The sequence below is a fragment of the Clostridiisalibacter paucivorans DSM 22131 genome (genome assembly GCF_000620125.1).
Classification (GTDB): domain Bacteria; phylum Bacillota; class Clostridia; order Tissierellales; family Clostridiisalibacteraceae; genus Clostridiisalibacter; species Clostridiisalibacter paucivorans.
Genome location: NZ_KK211080.1, coordinates 1 through 2,307 on the forward strand (window position 1 = coordinate 1; position 2,307 = coordinate 2,307).

Below are 2,307 nucleotides of genomic sequence, written 5' to 3' on the forward strand. Positions count from 1 at the left end.
TTTCTTGTGTTAGCTTTATTTTCTTTCTATTACTTATATCATATTTAGGTGGAGCTACAATATCTTCAGTCAGAATTAACTTATCTCCATCTCCTTCTAAAAGTTTCACTTTATTTTCTTCATATTCATTAATATACTTTCTAATTGTCTTTCTAGCAAATCCAGTTTCTCTATGTATTTCCCACTGAGATTTACCATCTAAAAAACTAGCTATTATTATTTTCTGTTTGTCCATTAAATTGATCATCCCCTTGCCTCCCCTATGAATTGCCATAGGGTTATTATATATTTCCTCTAGGGGAATTTTCAATTAGAATTTGGGGTACTTTTAGGATATCATAAACACTATACTATAAAATGATTTTAATAAGAAAGCAGTGGTAAAAAATATCTTGTTATTAGCAAATACTATTGCTATAACACTATAGAACCTATGTTCGACACTAAATATAAAAAAGGGATAATATATATGTTTGACTTTTCTAGAATCTCTATTTTATAAAAAACTACAGTAACTTAACACTATCCATATTCAACTATTCTTTGACCAAATCTCATCTCTTCTATTATAATTGTTTTCATAAGGAAAGATTCCTCCGATTTTTGTTTGTTGTGGTAAACAACATTATATCAGAGGACGTTCCTTTTTTTATTGTTTTTTTGTCACAAATGTATTATCTTATATCACTATATCTAAACTAACCTTAATAATCTTATTTAATAGGAGTTATTTCAATCTTTTTAGTGTACAATATATCAAAAAAGAAAAACAATATATAGTATAATGATAAAAGGAGTGGGTTAGATCTTTAGTTGAGAAGTATAAACTAGGTAATACGACAATAGAAATATATGATGATTGCTATAAAAACAAAACGGAAGAAGATATAAAGAGAATTATAAAAAGGATTGAGAAAATAGGAAGTAGAACATTGTATAAGGAAAAGTAATGGAGAGGCAAGCAGGCTTTATAGTGTTTCATTTTTTGATTAAAAAGCAAGGGATGCAGTTACAGTAGCAAGCATCTATTGGGAATAGCCACTGATTTTCTACTGCCATTGGATGAATTAGAGAAATATAATGAATAAAGGATTGAGGAATTTTATAATAATATAAAGAACAAATGGATTGAGTTAAGCAGTCAAGATGATCTAGGTGGTGGACTAGGTTTCTATAATATATTCATCCACTTAGATAATAAATCAAAGGGCAGGTATGCCAATGGTGACTATGCCTTTTGGGATATGCGGTAGTATATGGCTAGAGAATAATTTCCCTAGCCTTTTTTACATTAAAAGAGATAATATTATGTAAGTAGTTTATCTAAGAAAAGATTATATAAATAGTAAAAAATATTTAACAATCATACATAAAACTTAAAAAAACGTAATAATTGGAATATATTACATTTTACAACAAACTTTTCAATATAAATAGTATACACTATATGTAAGGATAAATTATAAAAAACTTTAGGAGGAGATTTTTATGAAAAAGAAACTTGTTTTATGTGTAGCGTTAGTATTTTTAATGTCTTCAGCAACAGTATTTGCAGAAATAGGTTACAGTTTTGAACATGAACCTAATGATACAATGGAGGATGCATGCAATACTCCTGTATTGAATGACTATGATAATATTAGGATTGCAGGAACTGCTAATTCAAATGATAAAGTCGATTGGTATGAAATTTGGAGTGTTGAGACCTTAGGAGAAGTAAAATTTAAATTACAGATGGATGACTTTGTTGATTATGATATATATATATATAATCAAGATGGCAATTTTATAAGCTCTTCAACTATTCGTGAAAAAGGTAAAATCGAGAGGATACGCAACATACTTATAAGGCCAGAGCAGCCGCTTTATGCAAAAATTGTGTATGTATCAGGGGAGCCTATTGAACCGTATGATTTGTTAGTTAAACTATATCCTTTATATGAGTCCAATTTAAAATCAAATGCTATTAAACAACTTGAAAAATCTGATACTAATATAATAGATAGGTCTTTACTAAAATAAAATTATTTTTGAATTTCTATAATTCTTATGGAATATAGATATTGTATTAGAAAAACCTAAATGTCGTCGACCTACAGTAGTGCAAAAACCCCTGGAGGTCGACGACAATTGGGTTTTTGATGTTAAAATCATTGTATTAAAGAAAATTGCTATACTTAGAAGGATTTTTTATTGTTATGTCGAATAGATATAAGAGAAGAAAAAGTAATTGGTATTTTTTGTACATTGGGATAGTTGCTACATCCCAATGGGTTTATACTTTACCTATGAGGAATTGAAACTGAC

General features: G+C 28.3%; 1 protein-coding gene and 1 pseudogene. One reads left to right on the forward strand and one right to left on the reverse strand.

Annotated elements, in window-relative coordinates:
• Window positions 1-247: pseudogene (locus Q326_RS17770) on the reverse strand (IS21 family transposase); the annotation flags it as partial.
• A gap of 1,241 nt (window positions 248-1,488) precedes the next feature.
• Between Q326_RS17770 and Q326_RS0116265 the strand changes: the two are divergent.
• Window positions 1,489-2,022: a hypothetical protein gene (locus Q326_RS0116265; protein ID WP_026896301.1), complete on the forward strand. Its 534-nt coding sequence runs from the start codon at window positions 1,489-1,491 to the stop codon at window positions 2,020-2,022.
• The last annotated feature ends 285 nt before the right edge of the window (window positions 2,023-2,307 follow it).

What these genes read in the sequence shown, in the direction of transcription:
- Q326_RS0116265 (WP_026896301.1), top strand. Translation starts at nt 1,489, where the DNA reads ATGAAAAAGAAACTTGTTTTATGTGTAGCGTTAGTATTTTTAATGTCT.